General features: G+C 68.1%; 27 protein-coding genes and 1 pseudogene. 14 read left to right on the forward strand and 14 right to left on the reverse strand.

Features of this window, described 5'->3' with window-relative positions:
* Positions 1-64: 64 nt before the first annotated feature.
* From CSEG_RS20865 to CSEG_RS20875, 3 genes are read left to right on the forward strand one after another with little or no spacing between them, the layout of a single operon-like run.
* The gene (locus CSEG_RS20865) at positions 65-1,168 is read left to right on the forward strand and encodes an HlyD family secretion protein (protein WP_013081216.1); all 1,104 of its coding nucleotides are present in this window, start codon (positions 65-67) and stop codon (positions 1,166-1,168) included.
* A 14-nt stretch (positions 1,169-1,182) separates the two neighbouring features.
* Positions 1,183-2,775, forward strand: a complete 1,593-nt coding sequence (locus CSEG_RS20870) for a DHA2 family efflux MFS transporter permease subunit (protein ID WP_013081217.1) — start codon at positions 1,183-1,185, stop codon at positions 2,773-2,775.
* Complete coding sequence (locus CSEG_RS20875) at positions 2,775-3,383, forward strand: TetR/AcrR family transcriptional regulator (RefSeq protein ID WP_013081218.1); 609 nt, start codon at positions 2,775-2,777, stop codon at positions 3,381-3,383. Before CSEG_RS20870 ends, CSEG_RS20875 begins: the two co-directional genes overlap by 1 nt.
* Positions 3,384-3,388: 5 nt before the next feature.
* Here the strand turns inward: CSEG_RS20875 and CSEG_RS20880 are convergent, their stop codons facing one another.
* The 4 genes from CSEG_RS20880 to CSEG_RS20895 all read right to left on the reverse strand — a co-directional run bounded on the left by CSEG_RS20880 (position 3,389) and on the right by CSEG_RS20895 (position 6,687).
* Positions 3,389-4,204: an enoyl-ACP reductase FabI gene (locus CSEG_RS20880; protein WP_013081219.1), complete on the reverse strand. Its 816-nt coding sequence runs from the start codon at positions 4,202-4,204 to the stop codon at positions 3,389-3,391.
* A 77-nt stretch (positions 4,205-4,281) separates the two neighbouring features.
* Positions 4,282-5,493, reverse strand: coding sequence for a beta-ketoacyl-ACP synthase I (gene fabB, locus CSEG_RS20885; RefSeq protein ID WP_013081220.1), 1,212 nt, complete (start codon positions 5,491-5,493; stop codon positions 4,282-4,284).
* 76 nt (positions 5,494-5,569) lie between these two features.
* Complete coding sequence (gene fabA, locus CSEG_RS20890; RefSeq protein ID WP_013081221.1) at positions 5,570-6,082, reverse strand: 3-hydroxyacyl-[acyl-carrier-protein] dehydratase FabA; 513 nt, start codon at positions 6,080-6,082, stop codon at positions 5,570-5,572.
* 68 nt (positions 6,083-6,150) lie between these two features.
* Positions 6,151-6,687, reverse strand: a complete 537-nt coding sequence (locus tag CSEG_RS20895) for an SH3 domain-containing protein (protein ID WP_013081222.1) — start codon at positions 6,685-6,687, stop codon at positions 6,151-6,153.
* Positions 6,688-6,759: 72 nt separating this feature from the next.
* On the opposite strand from CSEG_RS20895, the gene CSEG_RS20900 reads away from it, so the two are divergent.
* Entirely contained in the window at positions 6,760-7,746 is a 987-nt protein-coding gene (locus CSEG_RS20900; protein WP_013081223.1) for a 2-hydroxyacid dehydrogenase, read from the forward strand.
* 169 nt (positions 7,747-7,915) lie between these two features.
* On the opposite strand, the gene thpR is transcribed toward CSEG_RS20900, so the two are convergent.
* Both thpR and CSEG_RS20910 read right to left on the reverse strand, forming a co-directional pair.
* On the reverse strand, positions 7,916-8,455 hold the full coding sequence (gene thpR / locus CSEG_RS20905; RefSeq protein ID WP_013081224.1) for an RNA 2',3'-cyclic phosphodiesterase: 540 nt from the start codon (positions 8,453-8,455) through the stop codon (positions 7,916-7,918).
* A 14-nt stretch (positions 8,456-8,469) separates the two neighbouring features.
* Positions 8,470-9,522 carry an aldo/keto reductase gene (locus CSEG_RS20910; RefSeq protein WP_013081225.1) on the reverse strand — a complete coding sequence of 351 codons (1,053 nt, stop codon included), beginning with the start codon at positions 9,520-9,522 and terminating at the stop codon, positions 8,470-8,472.
* 183 nt (positions 9,523-9,705) lie between these two features.
* Here CSEG_RS20910 and CSEG_RS20915 point away from each other — a divergent pair, with 183 nt between their 5' ends.
* Together CSEG_RS20915 and CSEG_RS20920 are read left to right on the forward strand one after the other, a co-directional pair.
* A complete protein-coding gene (locus tag CSEG_RS20915; protein ID WP_013081226.1) occupies positions 9,706-10,458 on the forward strand; it encodes a Bax inhibitor-1/YccA family protein in 753 nt (250 codons plus the stop codon).
* Between the two features lie 315 nt (positions 10,459-10,773).
* Entirely contained in the window at positions 10,774-10,935 is a 162-nt protein-coding gene (locus tag CSEG_RS20920) for a hypothetical protein (protein ID WP_013081227.1), read from the forward strand.
* Between the two features lie 9 nt (positions 10,936-10,944).
* Here the strand turns inward: CSEG_RS20920 and CSEG_RS20925 are convergent, their stop codons facing one another.
* The 3 genes and pseudogenes from CSEG_RS20925 to acnA form a co-directional block, all read right to left on the reverse strand.
* Positions 10,945-11,277 carry a DUF2794 domain-containing protein gene (locus tag CSEG_RS20925; RefSeq protein ID WP_013081228.1) on the reverse strand — a complete coding sequence of 111 codons (333 nt, stop codon included), beginning with the start codon at positions 11,275-11,277 and terminating at the stop codon, positions 10,945-10,947.
* Between the two features lie 561 nt (positions 11,278-11,838).
* Positions 11,839-12,570: a DUF1223 domain-containing protein gene (locus CSEG_RS20930; protein ID WP_013081229.1), complete on the reverse strand. Its 732-nt coding sequence runs from the start codon at positions 12,568-12,570 to the stop codon at positions 11,839-11,841.
* Positions 12,571-12,768: 198 nt separating this feature from the next.
* Positions 12,769-15,458 (reverse strand): annotated as a pseudogene (gene acnA, locus CSEG_RS20935) (aconitate hydratase AcnA).
* Between the two features lie 183 nt (positions 15,459-15,641).
* Between acnA and ccmA the strand changes: the two are divergent.
* Both ccmA and ccmB read left to right on the forward strand, forming a co-directional pair.
* Entirely contained in the window at positions 15,642-16,265 is a 624-nt protein-coding gene (gene ccmA / locus CSEG_RS20940; RefSeq protein WP_013081230.1) for a heme ABC exporter ATP-binding protein CcmA, read from the forward strand.
* The gene (gene ccmB / locus CSEG_RS20945) at positions 16,262-16,927 is read left to right on the forward strand and encodes a heme exporter protein CcmB (protein WP_013081231.1); all 666 of its coding nucleotides are present in this window, start codon (positions 16,262-16,264) and stop codon (positions 16,925-16,927) included. The genes ccmA and ccmB overlap by 4 nt, the downstream gene beginning before the upstream one ends.
* Positions 16,928-16,937: 10 nt before the next feature.
* Here ccmB and CSEG_RS20950 read toward each other — a convergent pair whose 3' ends face one another.
* Complete coding sequence (locus CSEG_RS20950; RefSeq protein ID WP_013081232.1) at positions 16,938-17,831, reverse strand: DMT family transporter; 894 nt, start codon at positions 17,829-17,831, stop codon at positions 16,938-16,940.
* A gap of 234 nt (positions 17,832-18,065) precedes the next feature.
* Here CSEG_RS20950 and CSEG_RS22170 point away from each other — a divergent pair, with 234 nt between their 5' ends.
* The 5 genes from CSEG_RS22170 to CSEG_RS20975 all read left to right on the forward strand — a co-directional run bounded on the left by CSEG_RS22170 (position 18,066) and on the right by CSEG_RS20975 (position 20,571).
* Positions 18,066-18,674 (forward strand): Spy/CpxP family protein refolding chaperone, encoded by a 609-nt coding sequence (locus CSEG_RS22170; protein WP_013081233.1) that lies wholly within the window; start codon positions 18,066-18,068, stop codon positions 18,672-18,674.
* 111 nt (positions 18,675-18,785) lie between these two features.
* Positions 18,786-19,529, forward strand: a complete 744-nt coding sequence (gene ccmC, locus CSEG_RS20960; RefSeq protein WP_013081234.1) for a heme ABC transporter permease CcmC — start codon at positions 18,786-18,788, stop codon at positions 19,527-19,529.
* Positions 19,526-19,693 (forward strand): heme exporter protein CcmD, encoded by a 168-nt coding sequence (ccmD, locus tag CSEG_RS20965; protein WP_013081235.1) that lies wholly within the window; start codon positions 19,526-19,528, stop codon positions 19,691-19,693. The genes ccmC and ccmD overlap by 4 nt, the downstream gene beginning before the upstream one ends.
* A complete protein-coding gene (locus CSEG_RS20970; RefSeq protein WP_013081236.1) occupies positions 19,690-20,202 on the forward strand; it encodes a DsbE family thiol:disulfide interchange protein in 513 nt (170 codons plus the stop codon). The genes ccmD and CSEG_RS20970 overlap by 4 nt, the downstream gene beginning before the upstream one ends.
* Positions 20,203-20,298: 96 nt before the next feature.
* Positions 20,299-20,571: a hypothetical protein gene (locus CSEG_RS20975; protein WP_013081237.1), complete on the forward strand. Its 273-nt coding sequence runs from the start codon at positions 20,299-20,301 to the stop codon at positions 20,569-20,571.
* A gap of 701 nt (positions 20,572-21,272) precedes the next feature.
* Here CSEG_RS20975 and CSEG_RS20985 read toward each other — a convergent pair.
* The 3 genes from CSEG_RS20985 to ftsY form a co-directional block, all read right to left on the reverse strand.
* Complete coding sequence (locus tag CSEG_RS20985; RefSeq protein WP_013081238.1) at positions 21,273-21,833, reverse strand: MarR family winged helix-turn-helix transcriptional regulator; 561 nt, start codon at positions 21,831-21,833, stop codon at positions 21,273-21,275.
* Between the two features lie 96 nt (positions 21,834-21,929).
* Entirely contained in the window at positions 21,930-22,553 is a 624-nt protein-coding gene (locus CSEG_RS20990; protein WP_013081239.1) for an inner membrane-spanning protein YciB, read from the reverse strand.
* 3 nt (positions 22,554-22,556) lie between these two features.
* On the reverse strand, positions 22,557-23,498 hold the full coding sequence (ftsY, locus tag CSEG_RS20995; RefSeq protein ID WP_013081240.1) for a signal recognition particle-docking protein FtsY: 942 nt from the start codon (positions 23,496-23,498) through the stop codon (positions 22,557-22,559).
* A gap of 92 nt (positions 23,499-23,590) precedes the next feature.
* On the opposite strand from ftsY, the gene CSEG_RS21000 reads away from it, so the two are divergent.
* Complete coding sequence (locus CSEG_RS21000) at positions 23,591-24,229, forward strand: trimeric intracellular cation channel family protein (protein WP_013081241.1); 639 nt, start codon at positions 23,591-23,593, stop codon at positions 24,227-24,229.
* 96 nt (positions 24,230-24,325) lie between these two features.
* Here the strand turns inward: CSEG_RS21000 and CSEG_RS21005 are convergent, their stop codons facing one another.
* Positions 24,326-24,781, reverse strand: coding sequence for a GFA family protein (locus CSEG_RS21005; RefSeq protein WP_013081242.1), 456 nt, complete (start codon positions 24,779-24,781; stop codon positions 24,326-24,328).
* Between the last annotated feature and the right edge of the window lie 2 nt (positions 24,782-24,783).

Raw genomic sequence — 24,783 nt, forward strand, 5'->3', positions numbered from 1 at the left:
TTGCCCCGCGCGCCGGGCCGAAATATCCGGCGCGCCTGAGCCTTCTCGACAGGGATCTGGACGCATGGCGACGCCGCAAAACAAGAAGCTTGTCCCGATGATCGTCGGCGGGATCGTCGGGATCGCCGTCGTGGTCGGCGGGACCCTGTGGTTCCTCGACAAACAGCGCTTCGAAAGCACCGACAACGCCTTCGTCCAGGCCGATACGGTGCAGATCAGCCCGCAGGTCTCCGGCTATGTGGCCGAGGTGCTGGTCGCCGACAACCAGCGGGTCGAGGCCGGCCAGGTGCTGGCCAAGATCGATCCGTCGACCTTCCAGGCCATCGTCGACCAGGCGATCGCCAACGCCAACGCCGCCGACGCGGCCGTCCGCGCCATCGACGACAAGAACAGCCTCGAACAGGCGATGATCGCCCAGCGCGCGGCCGGCGTGACCAGCGCCCGGGCCGACGCGGGCCGGGCCACGGCCGATCTCGAGCGCTACAACGCCCTGGCCGCCCAAGGCTGGGTGTCGCAACAGAAGGTCCAGACCGAGCGCGCCGCCGCCACCCAGACCGCCGCCAGCGTGGCCAGCGCCCAGGCCGCGCTGGAGGCCGAACGCCGCGCCGCCCAGTCGCTGGGCTCGGCCAAGGACCAGGCGATCGCCCAGGCCGCCGCCGCCCACGCCGCCGTCGAACAGGCCAAGCTGAACCTGGAGCGCACCGTGATCCGCGCGCCCGCCGCCGGCGTTGTCGGCGCCCGCTCGGTTCGCCCGGGCCAGCTGGTCCAGCCGGGCGTGGCCCTGATGTCGGTCGTTCCGCTGGGCCAGGCCTATGTCGTCGCCAACTTCAAGGAGACCCAGGTCGCGCGGATCCGCGTCGGCCAGCCGGTCGAGATCAAGGCCGACGCCTTCGGCAAGGAGAAGATCGTCGGCAAGATCGACAGCTTCGCCCCCGCGACCGGCCAGGAGTTCGCCCTGATCCCCGTCGAGAACGCGGTCGGCAACTTCACCAAGATCACCCAGCGCCTGCCGGTGAAGATCGCCGTCGACCGCAGCCAGCTGGGCGCGGCCCTGCGTCCGGGTCTCTCGGTCGAGGTCAAGGTCGACGTGCGCGACCGCTCGGGGCCCTCGTTCGCCGAGGCGGGCCAGGCCACGCCGCAGGTCGCCCGCCAGGGCGTGGCCCGCTAGCCGGCGGACGCGTCATGACCGACGCCGCCCTCCCCGCCTCGGGCGCCGCCCAGGCTCCGGCCAAGCCCGAGGTGAACTGGACCAAGCTGTTCCTCGGCTTCGGCGCGATGGTGATCGGCCAGTTCATGGCCATCCTGGACATCCAGATCGTCGCGGCCTCGCTGCCGCAGATCCAGGCCGGCGTCGGCGCCAGCACCGATCAGATCAGCTGGATCCAGACCGCCTATCTGATCCCCGAGGTCGTGATGATCCCGCTGTCGGGATATCTGTCGCGGCTGTGGGGCACCCAGCGCCTGTACCTGGCCTCCTGCACCGGCTTCATCGTCATGAGCGTGCTGACGGGTCTTAGCTCGTCGATCGACATGATGATCCTGACGCGGGCGCTGCAGGGCTTCATCGGCGGAGCGATGATCCCGACGGTGTTCGCCGTGGCCTTCACCGCCTTTCCGCCGGAGCGCCGGATCACCGCCAGCGTGATCATGGGCCTGATCGTCACCCTGGCCCCGACCGTCGGCCCGACCCTGGGCGGCCATCTGACCGAGGCCCTGTCCTGGCGCTGGCTGTTCTTCATCAACGTGCCGACCGGCCTTATCGTGCTGTTTGGCGTGGCGCGCTGGGGCGACTTCGACAAGGGCGACCCCAGCCTGGCCAAGGGCTTCGACTGGTTCGGCCTGGCCGTCATGGCGGTCTTCCTGATGAGCATGCAGTACGTGCTGGAGGAAGGCGCCAAGGACGACTGGTTCGACGACACCGCCATCCTGTGGCTGACGGTCACCGCCGTCATCGGCGGGTCGCTCTTCATCTGGCGGCAGCTGACCTACAAGAACCCGATCGTCGAGCTTCGAGCCTTCTCGAACCGCAATTTCACGGTCGGCGTCCTGATGACCGCGGTTTCGGGGGCCAGCCTGTTCGGCGGCACCTTCCTGCTGCCGCAGTTTCTGGGCCGGGTGCGGCACTATTCGGCGTCGGAGGTCGGCACCACCATGGTCGTGTCGGGCCTGTCGATGTTCCTGACCGGACCGATCGCCGGACGCCTGGTGCGAAAGACCGATCCGCGCGTGCCGATGTGCCTGGGCTTCCTGCTGGCCGGCTGGGGCATGTACATGGCCCATGGCGTGACCAAGGACTGGGGCTTCTGGGAATTCGCCGGGGTCCAGGCCTGCCGGGGCGTGGGCGTGATGATCGCCATGATCGCCACCCAGCAGGTCACGATGAGCACCCTGCCGCCGCACATGGTCAAGAACGCCTCAGGCCTGGTCAATCTGGCCCGCAACACCGGCGGCGCCGTTGGCCTGGCCCTGCTGGCCACCTCGATCACCCAGCAGACGGCGCTCTACTACGACGACATGACCTCGAAGGTGACCCAGGGCGGGCCGACGGCCAGCATGATGGCGGGCCTGACCGAGCGCATGATGCAGCTGGGCGTCGCCGATCCCGCCGGCGCGGCCCGCAAGGCCATCGGCGGCATGATGGAGCAGCAGGCCACCGTGATGGCGTTCGGCGACAGCTTCACCCTGCTGGCGATCGGCTGCTTCCTGGCCGCCTTCGTCTCGCTGCTGGCCACCCCCGCCAAGGGCGCGCCGCCCCCGCCGTCGGACGCCCACTGATGCCGCGCGTCCCCGGACAGATCGACGTCGCCAAGACCGAGGCCATTCTCGACGCCGCCGTCGAGGTGATCGGCCAGCGGGGCCTGGCCGCGCCCATGGAAGCCATCGCCAAGCGGGCGGGGGTCTCCAAGCAGACGGTCTACAATCACTACGGCTCCAAGGCCGAGCTGATGCGCGCCCTGATGCAGCGCCGGGTGGAGCGGGTCACCGCGCCCCTGCGCGGCCAGGCGGCCGTCGACAATCCGACCGCGGCGCTGGAGGCCTACGCCCTCTCCCTGCTGGAGACGGTGATCATCAACAAGAGCTATTCGATGTTGCGGGTGGTGATGATGGGCGCGGGTGAGATGCCCGACGTCGCCCAGGAAGTCTACGAGGCGGGCCCCCTGAGCGCTCGGCGCGAGCTCGCGGCGTTTCTGCGGACCGAGACCGAGCTGGGCCGGATGAAGGTCGAGGACTGCGATCAGGCGGCGGAGTTCTTCTCCGGCATGATCATGGGCCAAAGCCAGATGCGCTCGCTGTTGCGGCTGCCTTCGGACAAGACGCCCGAGGAGTTCGGCCGCTTCGCGCGGGAAGCGGCCGAACGGTTCATGCGGGCCTACGCGCCTTAAAGGGCTTACGCCTCTTCCTGGTCGGGCATGCCCATCATGTGGAAGCCGGCGTCGACGTGGACCACTTCGCCCGTGGTCGACTTGCCGAGGTCCGAAGCCAGCCACAGGGCGCAGCCGGCGACGCCTTCCATCGAGGTGTCTTCCTTCATCGCCGAGAACGCGCGGCCCTGGGCGATCATGCTGCGGCCGCCCGAGATGCCGGCCAGGGCCAGGGTGCGCATGGCGCCGGCCGAGATGGCGTTGGCGCGGATGCCCTTGGGACCGAGGTCGCGGGCGATGTAGCGCGTCGAGGCTTCCAGCGCCGCCTTGGCCACGCCCATGGTGTTGTAGTTCGGGATGGTCCGCTCAGACCCCAGATAGGTCATGGTGATCAGCGAACCGCCGTTCGGCATCAGCTTGGAGGCGCGCTTGGCCACGTCCACGAAGCTGAAGGCCGAGATGTTCATGGCCATCAGGAAGCCCTCGCGGGTCGTGTTGTCCACGAACGAGCCCTTCAGCTCGTTCTTGTTGGCGAAGGCCACCGAGTGGACGACGAAGTCCAGCGTGCCGAACTCCTTCTCGATCGTGGCGAAGGCCGCGTCCATCGAGGCGTCGTCGGTGACGTCGGCCGGGATCATCGTCTTGACGCCGATGCTCTCGGCCAGCGGGCGCACGCGGCGCTCCAGCTCTTCGCCCTGATAGGTGAAGGCCATCTCGGCGCCCTGGGCGGCCAGCTGGCTGGCGATGCCCCAGGCGATCGAGTTGTGGTTGGCCACGCCCATGACGAGGCCCTTCTTGCCCCGCATCAGCTCGCCCTTGGGGAACGCGTAATCGTCGGCCATGTGTCGGGCCCTCTTTGGCAAATCGTTGAGCGCTGGTTAGCAGGGCTGGCCGTTGGGCGGAACCCTGCCGCTCAATCCTAGACCTTCCCGAAGATCAGCGTGCCGTTGGTGCCGCCAAAGCCGAAGCTGTTGGACATCACCGTCTCGAGCGGCTTGTCGACGCGCTGGCGCAGGATCGGCAGGTCGGCGAACTCGGGATCCAGCTCCTCGATGTGGGCGCTCTCGGCGGCGAAGCCGTTGTCGAGCATTAGGATCGAGTAGATGGCCTCCTGCGCGCCTGCCGCGCCCAGGCTGTGGCCGGTCAGGGACTTGGTCGACGAGATCATCGGCGGCTTGTCGCCGAACACCTCGCGCACCGCGCCCATCTCCTTGCTGTCGCCGACCGGCGTCGAGGTGCCGTGCGGGTTCAGATAATCGATCGCGCGGTTTCCCGCGTCGGCCATGGCCAGCTTCATGCAGCGCGCCGCGCCCTCGCCCGAGGGGGCGACCATGTCGTAGCCGTCGGAATTGGCGGCGTAGCCGACCAGCTCCCCGTAGATCTTGGCGCCGCGCGCCTTGGCGCGCTCGTACTCTTCCAGCACCACGATCCCGGCGCCGCCGGCGATCACGAAGCCGTCGCGGGCCTTGTCATAGGCGCGGCTGGCCACGGCCGGACGGTCGTTGAAGTTGCTGCTCATGGCGCCCATGGCGTCGAACAGGTTCGACAAGGTCCAGTCCAGCTCCTCGCAGCCGCCGGCGAAGACGACGTCCTGCTTGCCCATCTGGATCTGCTCGGCGGCCGCGCCGATGCAGTGGGCGCTGGTCGCGCAGGCCGAGCTGATTGAATAGTTGATGCCGCGGATCTTGAACCAGGTCGACAGCACGGCCGACGGGCCCGAGCTCATGGCCTTGGGCACGGCGAACGGACCGATCCGCTTGGGACCCTTTTCCTTGGTCGTGGCCGCGGCCTCGACGATGACGCGGGTCGAGGGACCGCCCGAGCCGACGATCAGACCGGTGCGTTCGTGGCTGATCTCGCCCTCGGTCAGGCCCGAGTCGGCGATCGCCTGCTCCATGGCGATGTGGGCATAGGCGGTGCCGGGCGCGAGGAAGCGCGCCGCGCGGCGGTCGACCAGCGGCTCCCACTCGATCTGAGGCGCGGCATGGACCTGGCAGCGGAAACCCAGCTCGGCGTATTCCGGCGCGGCGACAACGCCGGATTTGGCCTCACGCAGGGAGGCCAGCACCTCATTGGCGTTGTTGCCGATGGACGAGACGATCCCCAGTCCGGTGACGACGACGCGACGCATTCTGTAAATCCTCTTCTCCCCCTCCGATCCGTCAGGGGCCGGTTCTATCGCTAAACGACCGGTCTCGACTAACGGATCAAGCCATTTGCTCGGGCGTGAACAGGCCGACCTTCAGGTCCTTGGTCTCGTAGATGACCTTGCCGTCGGCCTCCAGAACGCCTTCGCCGATACCCATGACGAGCTTGCGCATGATGACCCGCTTCAGGTCGATCTTGTAGACGACTTTCTTGACGTCCGGGGTGACCTGGCCGGTGAACTTGACCTCGCCCACGCCCAGGGCGCGGCCGCGACCCGGCGCGCCCGACCAGCCCAGGAAGAAGCCGACCAGCTGCCACATGGCGTCCAGGCCCAGGCACCCGGGCATGACGGGGTCGCCGATGAAGTGGCAGCCGAAGAACCAGAGGTCCGGATTGATGTCGAATTCGGCTTCGACATAGCCCTTACCGAACTTTCCGCCTTCCGACTCGATGCGGACGATCCGGTCGAACATCAGCATCGGCGGGGCCGGCAGCTGGGCGTTCCCGGGGCCGAAAAGCTCGCCGCGGCCGCAAGCCAGGAGTTCTTCGTAGGAGTAGGCGTTCTTCTGCATGGGCCACGCCCTAGCACGGCGGCGGGCCGCGCCTCAATGTTTCCCTGTCGAAACAGGTCGTGAAGCGGTCAACCCTTGCGGCACTGGACGGCGGGATCGGCGCCCCAGATCTCGCGCTCGCGCGCCCATCCGGAGGCCCCGTCGGCGCGAAGCCGGCACCAGCCGTCCTCGCACTTGTCGAGCGCCGCGACGCTCCGCGACTTCAGATAGGCGTTGATCTTGGCCCCGTCTTTCGGCGCGCTCAGCAGCGGCAGGTTGGTCGGCTGGACCCGCATCGCCGATCGCCGGCCGTCGACGGTGCGTCTGTGCACCCAGGCCAGGCCGCCCTCGGGGTCGCAGATTCGCCGCCACTCGCGCGTTTCGGCCACGACCTGCACCGGCAGGCCCTTGGCGCGGTAGACCCACAGAAGCTGGTGGGCTTCGTCCGGGCCCTTGCGGGCGTTCACCTCGGCGTATTTCAGCGAGACGTAGCGCGGGACCTCCAGCCCTGACGGCGTGATCCGGGGCCCCTCGGCGGCCGCCGGACCGGCGGCGAAGGCGGCGAGTCCCAAAAAAAGTCGCGTGAAACGCTTCCGGGCCGAACCTTGTTCTGTTTTCGACGGCATGTTGCTTGGCCCCTTCGGGCCCCTTTGCTACAGCTTTCAAACGCCCGTCAGTGAGAGCTTTTCAGTCCGACCATGGCCGCCCGCAAGCTCAAAGTCGTCGTCACCCGCAAACTCCCCGATCCGGTGGAGACGCGGATGTGCGAACTGTTCGACACCGAACTGAATATCACCGACACCCCGATGACGGCCGACGAGCTCGTCGACGCCATGAGCCGGGCCGACGTGCTGGTGCCGACGATCACCGATCGCATCGACTCGCGCCTTCTGTCGCGATCCGGCGACCGGCTCAAGCTCATCGCGAATTTCGGCGCGGGCGTGGACAATATCGACGTCGCCACGGCCAATGCGCGCGGCATCATCGTCACCAATACGCCCGGCGTCCTGACGGAAGACACCGCCGACCTGACCATGACCCTGATCATGGCCGCCTCGCGCCGGATCGTCGAAGGCGCCGAGGTGGTCAAGGCCGGCGGGTTCCACGGCTGGTCGCCGACCTGGATGCTGGGCCGCCGCCTGTGGGGCAAGCGCCTGGGCATCATCGGCATGGGCCGCATCGGCCAGGCCGTCGCCCGCCGCGCCAAGGCTTTCGGCATGCAGGTGCACTACCATAACCGAAAGCCCGTCAGCCCGCGCATCGCCGAGGAGCTGGGCTGCACCTATTGGGAAAGCCTGGACCAGATGCTGGCCCGGATGGACTTCATCTCGGTCAACTGCCCGCACACGCCGGCGACCTACCACCTGCTGTCGGCCCGCCGGTTGAAGCTGCTGCGACCGCAGGCCGTCGTGGTCAACACCGCTCGCGGCGAGGTGATCGACGAGGGCGCCTTGGCCAACATGCTGGCCAAGGGCGAGATCGCCGGCGCCGGCCTCGACGTCTACGAGCACGAGCCGGCCATCAACCCCAAGCTCCTGAAGCTGCCCAACGTCGTGCTGCTGCCCCACATGGGCTCGGCCACGGTCGAGGGCCGCATCGACATGGGCGAGAAGGTCATCGTCAACGTGAAGACCTTCATGGACGGCCACCGGCCGCCGGACCGCGTCATTCCGGCGATGCTGTAGGGGCGGGCGGGGATAGACGCCCCCTCCGTCTCGTCGCTTCGCGCCGAGCCACCTCCCCCGCAAGCGGGGCAGGAGGGTGACCACCTCTTCCTCACCCGTGAAACGGGGGAGGTGGCGCGATGCGGATACGCATCGTGACGGTGGGAGCGCTGAATGTGAGCCCCGCCCCCTACCCCCTCAACAAATACTCCCGCTCCAGCCGATAGACCGACCCGGCGCTGGTCTGCCAGCTGGAATAGAGCCCGAAGCGGTCGACGGGAAAGCTCGGCGACTTCAAGAGATTGTGCGCCTGGATCCAGGCGCCGACCTCGGGAACGGCGGCGCGCTTCAGATAGGCCAGGGTGACGTGCGGCGTATAGATCCGCGTCTCGGGCTTGAGCTCGGCCGCGCGGGCGGCGCTTTCGTTGGCCTTCTGCAGGCGACGCAGGGGGGCGCTGTCCTCGACCCCGGCCCAGACCGCGTGGATGTCCGCGCCCTCGCCGAAATGCCCCACGCCGGCCAGGGTCAGGTCGAAGGCCGGGGCGTCGATCTGCATCAGCGCCTCGTCGAGATCATCGGCCACATTCTCGGCCACGTCGCCGATGAAGCGCAGGGTGATGTGAAAGGCCTCCAGAGGCCGCCAGCGCGCGCCCTCGATCCCGTGCTGGCGCGACAGCAGGCCCTCGCCGATCTCCGGCGGGATGGCTATGGCGGTGAAGAGACGGAGCATGTCCAACCTAACGCTTACGGGCACGGATTGGGGTGGCGGGCGTGGATGGCGTTGACCGCGTCTTCCAGGTCGTCGGTCCAATCGAGGTCGAAGGCGTCGATATTGGTCTTCAGCTGCTCCATCGAGGTCGCGCCGATGATCGTGGCGGTCACGAACGGACGGGCGTCGCAGAACTTCAGGGCCAGCTGGGCCGGGTCGAGGCCGTTGGCCTGGGCCAGGGCGACATAGGCGTGGAACGCCTCCTGCGCGCCCGGCCCCTCGTAGCGCTGCATGCGGTTGTAGAGCGCCTTGCGCGAGCCGGCGGGCGCGGCGCCGTCCAGGTACTTGCCGGTCAGCTGACCCTGGGCCAGCGGCGAATAGGCCAGCAAGCCCACCTGCTCGCGCATGGCGATCTCGGCCAGGCCGTATTCGAAGGTGCGGTTGGCCAGGTGGTAGGCGTTCTGGATCGAGGCCACGCGCGGCAGCCCCTTGGTGTCGCTTTCGGCCAGGAACCGCATCACGCCCCAGGGGAATTCGTTCGAGACCCCGACGTGGCGGATCGAGCCCTTCTTCACGTGGGCGTCCAGCGCCTCGAGGATGTCGCCGAAGCTTTCGAAGTCTTGGTCGTAGTCCTTGTAGGTCTGGCCGCCGAACACCCGCACCCGGCGGTCGGGCCAGTGCAGCTGGTAGAGGTCGATGTAGTCGGTCTTCAGCCGGCGCAGCGAGCCTTCGACGGCCTCGTCGATCTGGGCCTTGGTCTGGCGCGTGGTCGCGCCGTCCTTGCGCATCCAGGACAGCCCCCCGAACGCCGCGCCCTGGCCGGCGACCTTGGAGGCCAGCACGACCTCGTGGCGCTTGCCGGTCTTCTGGAACCACGAGCCGATGTATTCCTCGGTGCGGCCCTGGGTCTCGGGATTGGGCGGGCTGGCGTACATCTCGGCCGTGTCCCAGAAGGTCACGCCGCGACCGAGGGCGTAGTCCATCTGCTCGTGGGCCTGGCTTTCAGTGTTCTGCGAGCCCCAGGTCATGGTGCCCAGGCAGCAGCGCGAGACCGTCACATCGGTCCGACCCAGCTTGGCGTACTCCATCGGCGCTTTCCCAATCCTGTTTTCGTCTTCGTTCTAAGGCGTCGAGCGGCGGGTTGGGAAGCGTCGCGGCGGCGCGCGGGCGCATACCATGAACACTTTTCGAACGGGGATTGCGCCAAGCGCGAGGACACCCGATATTTGGGAAGCGTCCACCGTGGACGCCTAGCTCAAGGGCTTAATTCGATGAACGACTTCAACCGCGGCTACGCGCGCTCGATCCCGGCGGATCGCGCCGACATGTCGGTTGACGCCGGCCTGCGTAGTTTCATGCTCGGCGTCTACAACAAGGTGGCGCTGGGTCTCCTGCTGTCGGCTGGCCTGGCCTTCCTGACCAGCGCCTATCAGCCGGTGGCCAGCCTGCTTTACGTGCTGACCCCCGACGGCCGCCTGGCCGGCTTCACGATGCTGGGCACGGTCATCCGCTTCGCGCCGCTGGCGATGATGCTGGTGGCCATGTTCGCCATGCGCAACCCGACCGCCCGCTCGTCCGGCATCCTCTACTGGGCGCTGGTCGCCTCGATGGGCGCGGGCCTCGGCGTCTGGCTGCTGGCCTATACGGGCGCCTCGGTCGCCGCGACCTTCCTGATCACCGCCATCGCGTTCGGCGGCCTCAGCCTGTTCGGCTACACGACCAAGAAGGACCTGACCGGCTTCGGCAGCTTCCTGATCATGGGCCTGATCGGTCTGGTTCTGGCCTCGCTGGTGCAGATGTTCTTCCCGATGCCGGGTCTGGGCTTCATCATCAGCATCCTGGGCGTGTTCATCTTCGCGGGCCTGATCGCCTATGACACCCAGCGCCTGAAGATGACCTACTACCAGCTGGGCGGCGACCAGCAGTCGATGGCCGTGGCCACCAACTACGGCGCGCTGAGCCTCTATCTGAACTTCATCAACCTGTTCCAATTCCTGCTCAGCATCATGGGCAGCCGCCGCTAAGCGACGGACGGAAGACGGAAGCCAGGAGCCTCGGCGGGAAACCGCCGGGGCTTTTTGCTGCGGCCACGCTCGACGCGGCGACCCCGCGCGCCCACATTGTCGGGCAAGGACCTTGGAGGACGCGATGATCCGGACCCTTAGCCTCGCCGCCGCGCTCGCCCTGGCCGCGGCCGCCGCGCACGCCCAAGCCCTCCCCGCCTATCCGAAGATCGCGCCCGGTCCCCTGCTGGCCTCGCCCCGCCTGAGCCTCTCCAAGCCCGTCGACCCCCCGCGCCGCTACGCTACGAGGGCGCGCCGACGCCGCTGCCCCGCGGCGTGGCCAAGACCTCGGTCGAACGGCGTGAAGGCGGCGTCACCGGGGCCGCCGGCCTCCTGTGCGGCATCCAGCCCAGCGCCGACGACAGCGGCGTCGGGACGGCCCGCGGCTACGACAAGGACGGTCGCTTCGTCGGCGCCAAGCTGGCCTTCTCGTTCTGACCCAGGCGGTCAGTCGACGACCGAGAACTTGCCTTTTTCGAACACCCTCAGCACCTGGGCCAGCTCGTGGCCGCGCTTGAGGATTTGCCCGCCTTGGCCAAACACCGCCCAGGCGCCCTGCCTGCGAGCAAGGGCCGGATGCTTCTCCACCCGATAGAGCGGCGCCTCCGCCGCATGACGGAAGATCGAGAAAACGGCTCGGTCGGCGAGGCCGGCGATGCCGTAGTCGCGCCACTCGCCCGCGGCGACCATCCGGCCATAGAGGCGCATCAGCTGATCAAGCTCTCGTCGCTCGAAGAACACGACGCCGCCGACCGGGTTGGGCTGCGATTCCAGGGCCATGAGGCGAATCTAGTCCGAAAACGGCCAATTGGAACAGCCGCGTGTCAGTCGGGTCACAGCCGGCGAAAATGACATGGGATGGTCATGGTGCGCCCTGAAAGGACCTTATTTCGGTCCTTCGCCCGCCTGTTTGCGGCTCGATAAGATCAATGTCGGCTGATCGGAGACCCTGTGGTCAGGATCCTGAACAGCCCCCCCAGCCCCCAGATCGCGGGCCGGTCAGCCGACAAACTTGAAGTATCCCCCTCCCCCAACGAGCCCGTGCGGATCCCCTCCCGCGCGGGCTTTTTGCGTTAGCCCTCTCTGTAACAGGGCGGAGATGCTCGCCGCACGACGGCCACGCCGCGCCTCTAAACGACCTTGGTTTGGCCCATCCCTGGCCGGCTTGGCGGTCGATAACAGCAGGGTCGACGAAGACGGACCGGGGACCCTGTCCAGCCCCCCCAGCCCCTCCGGTCCCAAGCCTTCGGCGATGCTTAAGGAACCCGCGCGGCCATTCCCCTCCCCGCCGCGCGGGTTTTTCCTTGTCCGGAAGCGCAGGGATCTCAGGACGCGCCGAGGTCAGTTCTCGGCGGCGGAGGGTTGCAGAACACCCAGGATGCGGCCGCCCTTGGCGCCTTGCACCAGCACGACCGTCACCAGATCGGATTCGCCTGCCGGCGGCAGGCGATAGAGCTTGGGCCTGCCCGCCCAGGGCCCGAGGCGCACCAGCTCGCGCACCACATTGCGGTGGACCAGGGTCTGGCCCTTGTTGTCGCCGCGCTTGACGGCGATGTCCTGCTCGCGCGGGTCGTAGCGCACCAGCCAGACCTCGCCGCCGCCGCGCGGAGCGGGACCCGAGCCGACGGCGACCCGCGTCTTGCCCACGAACTCCATGTCCGGCGGGTTGGACGGCGCCTTGGCCGCCGACTTCACCAGATCCTCGACCGCCTCGGCCTTGGTTCCGGAAGCCTGCACGCGGCCGGCGACCACCATCTGCGGGGTGGGCACGTCGCGCAGGGCGAACTTCTTGGCGTATGCGCGCTGGCGCTCGGCGAAGACCGGCTTGGCGAAGGTGTCCTTCCAGCCGAGATAGTCCCAGTAGTCGACCGAGTAGGTCAGGGCCAGGACGCCGTCGCGCTGGGACAGCTCGGCCGCCAGCTGGTTGGCCTTGCCGCAGGACGAGCAGCCCTGGGCCGTGAACAGCTCGACCACCACGGGCGGCTTGCCCGCCCACGCGGCGGGAGCCCAAGCCAGGGACGAAGCGACGCCGGACAGGGCCAGGCAGAACAGGGAGAGGGCGGCCTTACGCATTGCGGGTCACTTAAGCCAAGAACGCCCAGGATATCCGTTCACGAGGCCGTGAATAGCGGCGGTCCATGGGGAGAAATCGTGGAGACATCGTTTTCACGCGCCCCAAAACGACGATGTCGAAGCCAGATGGGGCCGAAACGAAAACGGCCGGCCCCGCGAGGAGCCGGCCGTCTCGTGATCAAGCCCGAAGGCTGTCGCTTAGTCCGCGCGCGCCAGGTTGCGCAGCACGTAGTTCAGCACGCCGCCGTTCTTGAAGTATTCAAGCTCGGTCGGGGTGTCGATGCGGCAGCGGACCGGGAAGCGGGCGATGCGGCCGTCGGTCGGGCGATAGAGCTCGACGATCAGCTGCTTGCGCGGCGCCAGGTCCGTCAGACCACGGATCGAGACGATTTCCTCGCCGGTCAGCTCCAGCTTCTGCCAGCCGTCTTGGACGAACTGCAGCGGCAGAACGCCCATGCCGACCAGGTTCGAGCGGTGGATGCGCTCGAAGCTCTCGCAGATCACCGCGCGCACGCCCAGGAGCTTGGTGCCCTTGGCCGCCCAGTCACGCGACGAGCCGGTGCCGTATTCCTTGCCGCCGAAGACGACCGCCGGACGGCCTTCTTCCTGGTACTTCATGGCCGCGTCGTAGATCGACATCACTTCGCCGGTCGGGAAGTGCTTGGTCACGCCGCCTTCGATGTCCGGGGTGATGCGGTTGCGGATCCGGATGTTGGCGAACGTGCCGCGCATCATCACCTGGTGGTTGCCGCGGCGGGCGCCGTAGCCGTTGAAGTCCACCGGCTGGACGCCGTGGTCGATCAGGAACTTGCCGGCCGGGCTGGACGCCTTGATCGAACCGGCCGGGCTGATGTGGTCGGTGGTGATCGAGTCGCCGAAGACGGCCAGGATGCGGGCTTCCACGATGTCGGTCACCGGAGCCGGCGTCATCGACATGTTGGGGAAGTACGGCGGGTTCTGGACGTAGGTCGAGTCGGCTTCCCAGGCGTAGGTCTGGCCGCCGGTCACCTTGATGCCCTGCCAGTTCTTGTCGCCCTTGAAGACGTCACCGTAGCGGGTGGCGAACATCTTCTCGTTGATCGCCTTGCGCTGCAGGGCGGCGATGTCCTCGTTCGAGGGCCAGATGTCCTTCAGGTAGACGTCGTTGCCCTTCTTGTCCTGGCCGATCGGCTGGGTGGCCAGGTCGATCTTCAGGCTGCCGGCCAGGGCGTAGGCCACCACCAGCGGCGGCGAGGCCAGGTAGTTGGCGCGGACGTCCGGGTTCACGCGGCCTTCGAAGTTGCGGTTGCCCGAGAGCACCGAGCAGGCGACGAGGTCGGCGTCGTTGATCGTCTTGCTGATGGCTTCCGGCAGCGGACCCGAGTTGCCGATGCAGGTGGTGCAGCCGTAGCCCACGAGGTTGAAGCCCAGGGCGTCCAGCGACTTGGTCAGGCCGGCCTTGGCCAGGTAGTCGGTGACCACCTGCGAGCCGGGGGCCAGCGAGGTCTTCACCCACGGCTTGACCTTCAGGCCCTTGGCGACCGCGTTCTTGGCCAGCAGGCCGGCGGCGATCAGCACCGAGGGGTTGGAGGTGTTGGTGCACGAGGTGATGGCCGCGATGACCACGTCGCCGTGACCGACGTCGAAGTTTTCGCCCTCGACCGGGGCGCGCAGATCGGGGGTCTCGGCCTTGCCGAACTCACCCACCAGCGACTCGGCGAACTTGGCGGCGGCGTCTGCCAGCAGGACGCGATCCTGCGGACGCTTCGGGCCGGCCAGCGAAGGCTGGACGCTCGAGAGGTCGAGTTCCAGGGTGTCTCGGTGAAGGTCGGCTCGGGCACGCCCGGCTCCCACCACAGGCCTTGCTCCTTGGCGTAGGCTTCGACCAGGGCGACGCGTTCCGGCGTGCGGCCGGTGCCCTTCAGATAGGCGACGGTCGAGGCCGAGATCGGGAAGAAGCCGCAGGTGGCGCCGTATTCCGGAGCCATGTTGGCGATGGTCGCCTGGTCTTCCAGGGTCAGGTTGGCCAGGGCGTCGCCGTAGAATTCGACGAACTTGCCGACCACGCCCTTCTTGCGCAGCATCTGGGTGACGGTCAGCACCAGGTCGGTGGCCGTCGCGCCTTCCGGCATGGCGCCGGTCAGCTTGAAGCCGATGACTTCGGGGATCAGCATCGGGATCGGCTGGCCCAGCATCGCGGCCTCGGCCTCGATGCCGCCCACGCCCCAGCCCAGCACGGCCAGGCCGTTGACCATGGTCGTGTGGCTGTCGGTGCCGACGACGGTGTCGGGATAGGCGACTTCGGCGCCGTCGACTTCGTTCGTCCAGACGGTCTGGGCCAGGTATTCCAGGTTCACCTGGTGGCAGATGCCGGTGCCGGGCGGCACGACGCGGAAGTTGTTGAACGCCGACGAACCCCAGCGCAGGAAGCGGTAGCGCTCGATGTTGCGCTCGTACTCGCGCTTGACGTTGTCGTCATAGGCCTTCGGGTTGCCGAAGTTGTCGACCATCACCGAGTGGTCGATGACCAGGTCGACCGGGTTCAGCGGGTTGATCTTGGCCGGATCGGCGCCCAGGGCGACCATGGCGTCGCGCATGGCGGCCAGGTCGACGACGGCGGGAACGCCGGTGAAATCCTGCATCAGCACGCGCGCGGGGCGGAAGCTGATCTCGTGCTCGACGCTGCCCTTGTTTTGCAGCCAGGCGGCGACGGCCTTGAGGTCTTCCTCGGCGACCGAGACGCCGTCCTCGTTGCGCAGCAGGTTTTCGAGAAGCACCTTCATCGAGACCGGCAGCGAAGAAGTTCCGGCAAGACCGGCTTCCTCGGCGGCGCGAAGGCTGTAATAGACGTAGGTCTTGCCGCCGACGTTAAGCTCGCGACGGGCTTTCAGGCTGTCCACAGACGCCATATTCAAGGATCCTTCTCTGTCCACGGCCGCCCGAAAACCACTCCCGGGATCACGCGCTGATCGGAAGGGACACACAGGTTCCGCCTCCGCGCCGCGTACCACCCAAACCGACTGGAGGGGGACGACCGCGCGCTTCTTAGCGCTGCGTTGGCTCAACGTCCATGTCGCGCGCGGGGTCTTGGCGTGTTGAGAGTTGTTCTCATAAAGGATTTGGCGATTACACGCGGCGAGCGTCGTCTGTTCTCGGGCCTGGACCTGACCCTCGCGGCGGGCGAAGCCGCGGTGCTGGTGGGACGAAATGGCGCGGGCAAGACCAGCCTGCTGCGCGCGGTCGCCGGCCTGCTGCGCCCGGCCGAGGGGACGATCACGTTCGACGGCGCTAGCGGGCCCATGGAAGCTGATGCGGCTCGCGCCGAGCACCTGCATCTGCTGGGCCACCAGGACGGGCTCAAATCCAGCCGCACCGCCTGGGAGGAGCTGCGCTTCCAGACCCTGTGGACCGGCGGGACCGAGGAGTCGGCCCGCGCGGCGGCGAAACGCTTTGACCTGTTGCGCCTGCTGGACCTGGAAGTCCGGCGCCTGTCGGCCGGCCAGCGACGACGCCTGGCCCTGGCGCGCCTGGCCGCCAGCCCCCGCGCCCTGTGGCTGCTGGACGAGCCGATGGCCCCGCTCGACGCGGGCCAACGCGCCGCGTTCGGCGAGGTCATGGCCGAGCACCTGGCCGGCGGCGGCATGATCCTGGCCTCGGTGCACGACCCTCTGCCGATCCCCACGCGAAGCATCGCCATTGGGGAGATTGGCCAATGAAGGCGTTCGGCGTCCTTCTGCGGCGCGAGCTGTCCCTGGCCTGGGGCCGGGGCGGCGGCCCGCTGCTGGCCCTGACCTTTTACGCCTGCGTCGTGGTGCTGCTGCCCATGGCCTCGGGCCGCGCGCCCGAGCGCCTGGCCGCGATCGCGCCGGGTATCGCCTGGCTGGCCCTGGCGCTCGCCGCCCTGCTCTCCCTCGAAAGGCTGTTCGAGCGCGACTACGAGGACGGGACGCTGGACCTGCTGGCCCTGGGCCCCGCGCCGCTGGAGGCTGTCGCGGTCGCCAAGTGCCTGGCCCAATGGCTGGCGACGGGCGCGCCCCTGGCCCTCGCGGCCCCCGTCGCGGCGCTGATGCTGGGCGCCGACATCAAGGTGATGCCGCTGCTTGTGCTATGCGCCCTGATCGGGGGCCTGGCTTTCGCCTTCCTCGGCGGCCTGGGGGCGGCCCTGGCCTTGGGCAGCAAGCGTGGCGGCCTCCTGGTCGCCGTCATCGTGCTGCCGCTGTTCGCCCCGCCGGTGATCTTCGGCGCGGGGGCGCTGGACGGCTATTCGGCCGGCCTGCCCTGGACCGGCGGCCTGCTGCTGATGCTGGCCTATTGCGCCGGCGCGGTGGCCCTGTCGCCGCTGGCCATGGGCGCGGCCTGCCGCAACGCGCTCGACTAGGGCGCCAGGATCAAGGGGTGGGCGCCACGGTCGCCTGCAGATCGCCCGGCGCGGCGTTGCGTTCGCCCAGCACCACCGCGAAGCTGCCGCCGATGATCATCAGGCCGCCCGCGAGCAGCGGCAGGGTCAGGTGGTCGCCGAACAGCAGCACCCCACAGCCCGCGCCGATCAGCGGCTCGATGTTGATGAACACCCCGGCGCTGGCGGCGCCGACCCGGGCCGCGCCGAACTGCCAGGCCGCCGTCGCCAGCAGGGTGGCCAGGACGCCCTGGGCGACCACGGCGGCCCAGACCGGCGCGCTCAGGTCCAGCCTTGGCGCGCCATGCATGACGAAGGCGATCGGCAGGACGGTCGCCGCGGCGACGATGATCGACACCGCCGGAATGGCCATCGGGTTGGACGTGGCCGGGGCGCGGCGCAGCACCAGCAGCCAGGCCAGGAAAACGAACAGGGCCGCGATCGACAGGGCCACGCCCCAGGGCGAGCTGGCGCCGTCCGGCTTGCCGGCGATCAGGGCCGCGCCGAGGGTCGCGGCGGCCACGCCCGCCCAGGAGGCCTTCGAGACCTTCTCGCCCAGCACCCGGGCGCTGACGGCGATCAGCGCGGGCATGGCGCCGACCAGAAGGGCCGCCACCGTCACGCTGACATGAGCCAGGCCTTCGAACTGAACAAGAAAGGCCACGCCGTAGAGCACGCCCGCCGCCAGGACGATCGGCGAGCGGAACAGGGCGCGCACCTCCGGCCGGCGCAGGGCGAACGGCGCGGCGGCCAGGGCGGCGACCGCGAACCGCAGCAGCACCATGTGAGCGGCCTGCGTCTCCGTCAGGATCAGCTTGCCCGTGGGAAAGCCAAGACCCCAGCAGACGCCGGCCAAGGCCAGGGCCAGGAACGCGATCGACTTCATGCGGACTCCGCGGATGAGGGGCGGGCAGGAGCAGGCCGCGCGGCCCGCCTCATGGCGACGTCTAGCGTCGGTGAGGCCCGAAATTGTCAGTGGTGATAGCGCCCCTGGGCCGACGCGCAAACCCGTGTGTCTCCGCCCCGCGTCAAGTCTGTAGAATTGTTCATCTATCCTGACATTTTCGCGCCACATCGCGATGGCCAAGCTTTTGTCCGTAGAACGACAGGAGCTCACACCATGCGTAAAAGCCTTATCCGTCTGGCGCTCGCGAGCGCCGCCGTCACCGCCCTGGCCGCCGGCGCCGCTTCGGCTCAGATTCCCGCCCCGCCAGCGCCGCCGGCTCCCCCTGCGCCGCCCGCGCCGCCCGCGCCGCTGCCGCCGATGGACGCCATGATGGCCATGGGTCCCGGCATGATGATCATGCACCACGGCCGAGGGGCCGATCCGGAGAAGCGCGCCGATCACCTGCGCGACATCCTGCAGCTGCGTCCCGATCAGGAGAGCGCGCTGAAGGCCTATGTGGACGCCACCTCGCCCAAGATCATGGTTCGCAAGGACAAGGACGACGACAAGGCGGACGAGAAGATGGACCGCCTGGTCGACCGCAAGCCGCCGACCACGCTGGAGCGTCTGGACCAGATGACCAAGGCCGCCGAGGCCCTGCAGAAGCGCGCCGCCGCCACCCGCGCCTTCTACACCGCCTTGTCGCCCAGCCAGCAGAAGGCGTTCGACGCCCTCGGCCCGGAAGCCGGCGGCGACCACATCTTCGTCCGTCGCTTCGAGACCCGCGGCCCGGTCCCGTTCAAGGGCTCCCGGACCACGGTGATCCAGCGCAAGGTCGGCTGACCCCGACCTTACGTCCGGAGGGCGGCGCGCCTGCACGCGTCGCCCTTCTTCTCCGGCTCCGTAGCGATACGGCCATTGCCCGCGCCGCCCGGCCGCTCTAGAGCGTGATCCATGGACGCGCGCCACACGTTCGATTTCCTGACCAACCCCGAGCGGTTCATGGCCTTCTCGCGGTGGGCCGCCCCGCTGCTGGGCGTGCTTTCCGCGATCGCCGCCGCCGTCGGCCTGGTCCTGACCTTCCTGGTCCCCGAGGACTATCAGCAGGGCGACACGGTGCGGATGATGTTCATCCACATCCCGGCCGCCTCGATCTGCATCTTCATCTATCTGTGCCTGGGCGTGGCCAGCTTCCTGGCCCTGGTGTTCCGCCAGGCCCTCGCCGACCTCGCCGCCCAGGCCTGCGCCCCGATCGGCGCGGTCTATACCGCCCTGGCCCTGATCACCGGCTCGCTGTGGGGCAAGCCGATGTGGGGCGCCTGGTGGGTGTGGGACGCGCGCCTGACCTCGGTGCTGGTCCTCCTGCTGTTCTATCTCGGCTACATGGCCCTGCGCGGGGCGCTGGAGGACGAGCAGAAGGCCGCGCGCGCCGCCGCGATCCTGGCCCTGGTCGGTCTGATCAACCTGCCGATCGTCAAGTTCTCGGTCGAGTGGTGGAACACCCTGCACCAGGGCTCCTCGACCTTCATGGCCGCCAAGGGCGACGGCCTGCCGGCGATCTACGCCTGGCCAGCCCTCTTGATGGGCCTGGCCTATCTCGGCGCGTTCGGCGCGCTGTGGCTGGTGCGCATCCGCGCTCTGGTCTGGCGTCGGCGGGCCCGGAGCCTCTCCATGAAGCTGGCGGAGGGCGCGCGATGAGCTTCGACTTCGACGCGGGCAAGCACGCCCTCTATCTGTGGCCGGCCTTCGCCATCTCGGCGGTCGCCTTCGCCTGGATGATCACGAGCAGCCTCCTGATGGCCCGTCGCTGGCGGCGCGAGGCCGAGCGCCTGCAGGCCGAGCTGGACTCGACCAAGTCGTGAAGCGCTGGCTGGCCTTCGTTCCGCTGCTGGTCCTGCTGGCCCTGGCCGGCCTGTTCGCGGGCTATGCGCTGAAGCGGGACCCGCGCGTCCAGCCTCACGCCCTGGTCGGCAAGCCCGCGCCCGCCCTGTCGCTACCCGAGCTGACCACCGGGACGGCGACGGCGATCCGCATGCCGGGCCAGGGTCCGATCCTGGTCAACTTCTTCGCCTCCTGGTGCGCGCCCTGCGAGGTCGAGCATCCGCAGCTGATGGCCCTGAAGGCGCAGGGCGTGAAGGTCGTCGGTGTCGCCTACAAGGACGCCCCGGCCAACACCCAGGCCTTCCTGACCCGCCTGGGCGACCCCTTCGCGCTGAAGCTGGTCGACCGCGACGGCCGGGCGGGGCTGGAGTTCGGCGTCACCGGCGTGCCGGAAACCTATCTGGTCGGTTCGGACGGCGTGATCATCGCCAAGCACACCGGCCCGCTGACGCCCGACGCGGCCGAGGACCTGCTGAAGAAGGCGAAATAGCCTCCAAAGGTGCGCGGACAGGTCGCGGCCAGGGCGCGTTAACTTCGCGTTGACCATACTCGCGCAGCTTTCGTTAACCATGCTAGACTTCGAGTCATGAGCAACGTCCGTCCCGCCGGCTGGCCCGTCGTTCCGTCGCAGACCCCGTCGGTCCCCGCCAAGGCCGGCGCCGGGACGCGCGCGGCCTTCTTCCAGGCGGCCCTGACCGACGCCGCGCCGACCCGTCCGGCGGTCGCGCCCTCGACGGTGCAGTTGCAGACCCAGGCTCAGCCGCAACAACGCGTGGCCCCGCAGAAGCCGTTCGTGCAGCCCGACGTCCAGCCGCAGAAGATTCTGCGGCCTGGGTCGCTGCTGAATATTTTGGTTTAAGTGAGCTTGGAGCAGCGCTTCAAGAAGCTGCTGTCACCGAGTAGTTAATTGTTTCCTACTCTTAACGCACTTCGTTAACTAGCCAGAAACCATGACGGGTTAAGGTTTTGACGTCACAGGCGCACAACCCGTGGCGCTAAGGTGCCCCGTTACCCACAGCCGCCCCAACAACATATTGTGCCGCAGTGGGCCCTGGCCACTAGATAGGTTGGGGAATCGCGGTTATCGTAGCAATACATAAGCTGGGGCCGCCCCTTTCGGAACGGCCCCTCATATGGAAGCGTGGCAGAGCGGTCGATTGCAGCGGTCTTTAAAACCGCCGGACTGTGGAGGTCTCGTGGGTTCGAATCCCACCGCTTCCGCCAAACCTCTACGGGGTCGATCAGCTGGCAGGCTGGTCGGCCCCTTCGTTTATCTACGCATTGACTCGCGAAAAAGCGAATCACGCATGCGTTGGGACTGAGGTTATGGCAATGTTCTTACATTGCAAGAACATTGTGTGTGCCGATGCCACGGAAGCGCGAGCCTGCAAGCACAGATCAATTTTCGATCACGCTACCTGTACAGGCACTTGAAATGATTGAGAATTTGAGGAAGCTTGGCCTACACGGCTCGTCTCGAGCCGAGATCGTTCGCACGCTTGTTACGAACAGCTTAGTCGATCTTGTCGCACGGGGAGTGATTAAGCCCCCGCCTAGCGACTAAGCCGCCTTCTTCGCGGCCTTGTCCTTCTTCGGCTTCTTGTCCTTCTTCGGCTTGTCGGCCTTTTCGGCCTTGGCCTTCTTGGACTTCGGAGCCGCCTCTTCCGGGTGCAACTCGGCGCCGGCGACGTCGGCCAGCAGGTCGAGGAAGCCCTCGCGCTTGCTGGGCTTGAGCAGGGCCAGGATGCGGGCGTCGGCCATGGCCACCATCGGTCGGACGGCTTCCAGCGTCTCGCGGCCGGCGTCGGTCAGGCGGACGCTGTTGGCGCGGGCGTCCTCGCTCGACCTTTGACGTTCAAGGTGGCCCTTGGTGATCATGCGGGCGACCATGTCGGCCAGGGTCGAGCGGTCGATGCCGGTGGCGCGGACCAGGGCCGTCTGGGTGACGCCTTCGTTCTCGGCCACGGCGGCCAGGACGGCGAACTGGCGCTGGGTCACGCCCGCCTGTCCGCACTCCTCGGCGTAGATGTCGAGGGCCAGCTGCAGGACCCGGTGCAACAGATGGCTGGGCGAACGCTCCAGCAGGCTGCCGACCGACTTGTCGCCCTTGCTCTTGGCCATCTCGCGTCCCCATCTCGCACGGCCTGCTCGGCCGACGGACGAACGCTAGCACCGTAACACGTCGGTTTGACGACAACGGTCCGTGGACGGTTGAAACTAGAACCCGGCGTCCGGCGGCTCGGCGGCCGTGGGGGCGTCGCCCTTGGCCATGTGCTTCATCATGAAGGGAATCTGGGTCGCGACGAACACCAGGGCCAGCGGCAACAGGCCCAGGCGGAACTTCACCCAGGTGTCGGTGTCCTGGGTGTTGCGGACGATCTCGTTCAGCACCGCGACCAGGGCGAAATAACCGCCGTAGCGCAGGGTCAGGGTCCGCCAGGCGGCGTCGGGCAGATGCAACGCCTCGCCCATCAGCAGCTTCAGCGGCTGGCGACCAGTCAGCGTGCCGCCCAGCAGGAAGGCGGCCAGGGCCAGGTTGATCACCGTGACCTTGATCTTCACGAACACGTCGGAGTGAAACACGAGGCCGAGGGCCCCGAACACCAGAGCCATGCCGCCGAAGAACAACGGCAGCAGGGCCAGGCGCCGCTCGACCGCATAGCCGATCGCCAGGGCGGCGGCCGAGGCGGCCACCAGCACCCAGGTCGCCTTCTGGAAGTCCTTGGTGACGAAATAGGCGACGCCGAACGCGATGGCCGCGCCGTAGTCGACGACCGTCCGCACCCAGCCTGTATTCTTCTTGGAAGCCGCTTGTGGGGCTTCAGCGGGCGCTTGGCTCACGGATCAGTCCTTCAGGCCGACGAGAGAGCGCGAGAAGGCGCGGGCGTCGAACGGTTGCAGGTCCTCGACCCCCTCGCCCACCCCGATCAGCTTGATCGGGCTGTCGGAGGCGCGCGCCACCGGCACCAGCACCCCGCCGCGCGCGGTGCCGTCCAGCTTGGTCATGACAATCCCGGAGACGCCGACCTGGTTGCCGAAGATCTTCTCCTGGGCCAGGGCGTTGCGGCCCACGGTGGCGTCCAGGACCAGCAGGGTCTCGTGCGGATAATCCGGATCGACCTTCTTCACGACACGGATGACCTTCAGGAGCTCGTCCATCAGGCCCTGCTTGTTCTGCAGGCGGCCGGCGGTGTCGATCAGGACGACGTCGTAGTGCTCGGCCTTGGCGCGCTCGACGGCCTCGTAGGCCAGGCCCGCGGCGTCCGAGCCCGTGGGCTTGGACATGAAGTCGGCCCCGGCCCGGTCGGCCCAGACCTTCAGCTGCTCGACGGCGGCGGCGCGGAAGGTGTCGCCGGCGGCGATCAGCACGCGCGCGCCCTTCTCGGTCAGGTCGGCGGCGATCTTGCCCAGGGTCGTGGTCTTGCCCGAGCCGTTGACGCCGATGAACAGCACCACATAGGGGCGCGGGCCGCTCAGGGGGTCGAAGTCGCCCTGACGGTCGGCCAGTTCGGCGGCGATCAGCTCGGCCAGGGCTTCCTTGACCTCATCATCGGTCGACGACTTGCCGAAACGCGCCTTGCCGAAGGCGTCGGTGATGCGGGCGGCGATCTCGGGGCCGAGATCGGCCTCGATCAGCATCTCTTCCAGGGCGTCCAGCTGTTCCTGGTCCAGGGGCTTCTTGGTGAAGACCCCGGTGACCTGCTCGGTCATCGCTTGCGACGTCCGGGTCAGGCCGGACGTCAGGCGTTGGAACCAGCCTTTTTTCTGATCGGGCTTGTCGCTCATCCGCGCCCCTTTAGCCGACCCGGCGAAAGTGTAAATCGGGATTTAACCGAGGACGGTTAGCGCGGCCCGTCCAGTCGTGCGATGGAAAGGGCATGGACGTGCAACTTGACCCTTTGGGAACCGCGCTTTTCTGGCTCGACTACGCGGCTGCGGCCGTTTTTGGGGCAACCGGCGCCCTCGCGGCGGCCCGGCGCAAGCACGACATCATCACCTTCGGATTTTTCGCCGCGATCACCGGCGTGGGCGGCGGGACGCTGCGCGACCTGCTGATCGGGGCGCCCGTCTTCTGGGTGCAGCGGCCCGGCTACATCGTCGCCTGCCTGGCCGCGGCCACGGTGGTCTGGCTGCTGGGCAAGCGCGGCTGGCGGTTCCGGGCGCTGCTGTGGCTGGACGCCCTGGGAATGGCGGCCTACGCCGTGGTCGGCACGGCCAAGGCCTTGAGCCTGGGCGTGCATCCGTTCAGCGCCGTGGTCATGGGGGTTCTCACCACCGCCTTCGGCGGCGTGATCCGCGACGTGCTGGCCGAGGAGCCGAACCTGCTGCTGCGCCGCGAGATCTACATCACCGCCGCCCTGCTCGGCGCCAGCGTGTTCGCCGTCCTGAAGCTGGCCGGCGTCCCGTTCTGGCCGGCGGGGATCGCGGGCTTCGCCGCCGCCTTCGGCCTTCGAGCCTGCGCGATCAAGTTCGGCTGGAGCCTGCCGGGGTTCATGGGGGAAGACCGGGCGGACTAACCCTCGCCCCCTCCGGGCCTGCGGCCCTCCTCCCCCAGAGGGGGAAGAAGGTTCCCCTTCCGCCCGCCTTCGGGGGCGGACGACCCGCGAAGCGGGTCAGGTGGGGGGAGTATCGAAATCCGGATGCTGCCGGCTCACCACCGCTCCCGTCGGCCCCATCGGCGGCCGGACCGGCATGTCGGCGAGGTGGTCCATCCAGGCCGGCCGGCTCTCGACCGCCAGCTGAACCCCCGGCGTCACGGCGGACGGATCGTCGAAGGCAAAGACCGCCAGGTCGATCTTGTCGGGGCTCCACTCATAGGTCAGCGGCGTGCCGCAGGCGGCGCAGAAGCCCCGCTGAATCTTGTCCGAGCTCTGGAAGGTCGCGCGCCGGCCGCGCGTCCAGGCCAGGTCGGCCACGTTGACCGTCACCAGCGCCCCGAACGGCCCGCCGAACGCCTTCTGGCACATGCGGCAATGGCAGATGGAGGCTCGACCCACTCCAGAATTAGGGGGCTCGCCCTCGACCCGGAACCGCGTCGCGCCGCACTGGCACCCGCCGCTTAAGCTCATGA

Origin of the sequence: Caulobacter segnis ATCC 21756, assembly GCF_000092285.1 — a bacterium.
Classification (GTDB): Bacteria; Pseudomonadota; Alphaproteobacteria; order Caulobacterales; family Caulobacteraceae; genus Caulobacter; species Caulobacter segnis.

Excerpts from the sequence above, each read along its gene's own strand:
- CSEG_RS20865 (WP_013081216.1), top strand. The coding sequence starts at position 65 with ATGGCGACGCCGCAAAACAAGAAGCTTGTCCCGATGATCGTCGGCGGG.
- CSEG_RS20870 (WP_013081217.1), top strand. The coding sequence starts at position 1,183 with ATGACCGACGCCGCCCTCCCCGCCTCGGGCGCCGCCCAGGCTCCGGCC.
- CSEG_RS20875 (WP_013081218.1), top strand. The coding sequence starts at position 2,775 with ATGCCGCGCGTCCCCGGACAGATCGACGTCGCCAAGACCGAGGCCATT.
- CSEG_RS20880 (WP_013081219.1), bottom strand. The coding sequence starts at position 4,204 with ATGGCCGACGATTACGCGTTCCCCAAGGGCGAGCTGATGCGGGGCAAG.
- fabB (WP_013081220.1), bottom strand. The coding sequence starts at position 5,493 with ATGCGTCGCGTCGTCGTCACCGGACTGGGGATCGTCTCGTCCATCGGC.
- fabA (WP_013081221.1), bottom strand. The coding sequence starts at position 6,082 with ATGCAGAAGAACGCCTACTCCTACGAAGAACTCCTGGCTTGCGGCCGC.
- CSEG_RS20895 (WP_013081222.1), bottom strand. The coding sequence starts at position 6,687 with ATGCCGTCGAAAACAGAACAAGGTTCGGCCCGGAAGCGTTTCACGCGA.
- CSEG_RS20900 (WP_013081223.1), top strand. The coding sequence starts at position 6,760 with ATGGCCGCCCGCAAGCTCAAAGTCGTCGTCACCCGCAAACTCCCCGAT.
- thpR (WP_013081224.1), bottom strand. The coding sequence starts at position 8,455 with ATGCTCCGTCTCTTCACCGCCATAGCCATCCCGCCGGAGATCGGCGAG.
- CSEG_RS20910 (WP_013081225.1), bottom strand. The coding sequence starts at position 9,522 with ATGGAGTACGCCAAGCTGGGTCGGACCGATGTGACGGTCTCGCGCTGC.
- CSEG_RS20915 (WP_013081226.1), top strand. The coding sequence starts at position 9,706 with ATGAACGACTTCAACCGCGGCTACGCGCGCTCGATCCCGGCGGATCGC.
- CSEG_RS20925 (WP_013081228.1), bottom strand. The coding sequence starts at position 11,277 with ATGGCCCTGGAATCGCAGCCCAACCCGGTCGGCGGCGTCGTGTTCTTC.
- CSEG_RS20930 (WP_013081229.1), bottom strand. The coding sequence starts at position 12,570 with ATGCGTAAGGCCGCCCTCTCCCTGTTCTGCCTGGCCCTGTCCGGCGTC.
- ccmB (WP_013081231.1), top strand. The coding sequence starts at position 16,262 with ATGAAGGCGTTCGGCGTCCTTCTGCGGCGCGAGCTGTCCCTGGCCTGG.
- CSEG_RS20950 (WP_013081232.1), bottom strand. The coding sequence starts at position 17,831 with ATGAAGTCGATCGCGTTCCTGGCCCTGGCCTTGGCCGGCGTCTGCTGG.
- CSEG_RS22170 (WP_013081233.1), top strand. The coding sequence starts at position 18,066 with ATGCGTAAAAGCCTTATCCGTCTGGCGCTCGCGAGCGCCGCCGTCACC.
- ccmC (WP_013081234.1), top strand. The coding sequence starts at position 18,786 with ATGGACGCGCGCCACACGTTCGATTTCCTGACCAACCCCGAGCGGTTC.
- ccmD (WP_013081235.1), top strand. The coding sequence starts at position 19,526 with ATGAGCTTCGACTTCGACGCGGGCAAGCACGCCCTCTATCTGTGGCCG.
- CSEG_RS20975 (WP_013081237.1), top strand. The coding sequence starts at position 20,299 with ATGAGCAACGTCCGTCCCGCCGGCTGGCCCGTCGTTCCGTCGCAGACC.
- CSEG_RS20985 (WP_013081238.1), bottom strand. The coding sequence starts at position 21,833 with ATGGCCAAGAGCAAGGGCGACAAGTCGGTCGGCAGCCTGCTGGAGCGT.
- ftsY (WP_013081240.1), bottom strand. The coding sequence starts at position 23,498 with ATGAGCGACAAGCCCGATCAGAAAAAAGGCTGGTTCCAACGCCTGACG.
- CSEG_RS21000 (WP_013081241.1), top strand. The coding sequence starts at position 23,591 with ATGGACGTGCAACTTGACCCTTTGGGAACCGCGCTTTTCTGGCTCGAC.
- CSEG_RS21005 (WP_013081242.1), bottom strand. The coding sequence starts at position 24,781 with ATGAGCTTAAGCGGCGGGTGCCAGTGCGGCGCGACGCGGTTCCGGGTC.